Genomic DNA, 343 nt, shown 5'->3' on the forward strand with positions numbered 1-343 from the left:
CTCCGCTATAGAGCATATGTACCAACGTATGACGATTGACGCTAAGACTAAGAAACCGACATTAATCGTTGCTCCGTTAAGTCTGCTTGAAAACTGGAAAGATGAAGTAGATAAAACATTTGAAGCGTCTCCTTTTAAAGACATAGTCATTTTGCAATCGGCTGCCGATCTAAACAGATACAAGATGGGTGGCGTTGAAATCCGAAATCAAAAGAATTCAGATGAAGAGCTTGAACCTAAATACTCTTTAAAAGTAGGAAAGAACTTTGGTTCCGAACGTCTAGACCAACCACAACGACTTGTTATTACTACTTATCAAACGTTACGGGATTATCAGTTTTCA

The 343-nt window shown here is 38.5% G+C and carries 1 protein-coding gene; it reads left to right on the plus strand.

Annotated elements, in window-relative coordinates; translation table 11 throughout:
- Window positions 1-343: SNF2-related protein (locus tag AB4486_RS27960; protein WP_372120072.1), on the plus strand; the 343-nt coding region annotated here is incomplete at both ends.

The sequence above is a fragment of the Vibrio sp. 10N.222.55.C6 genome (genome assembly GCF_041473395.1).
Lineage (GTDB): Bacteria > Pseudomonadota > Gammaproteobacteria > Enterobacterales > Vibrionaceae > Vibrio > Vibrio crassostreae_C.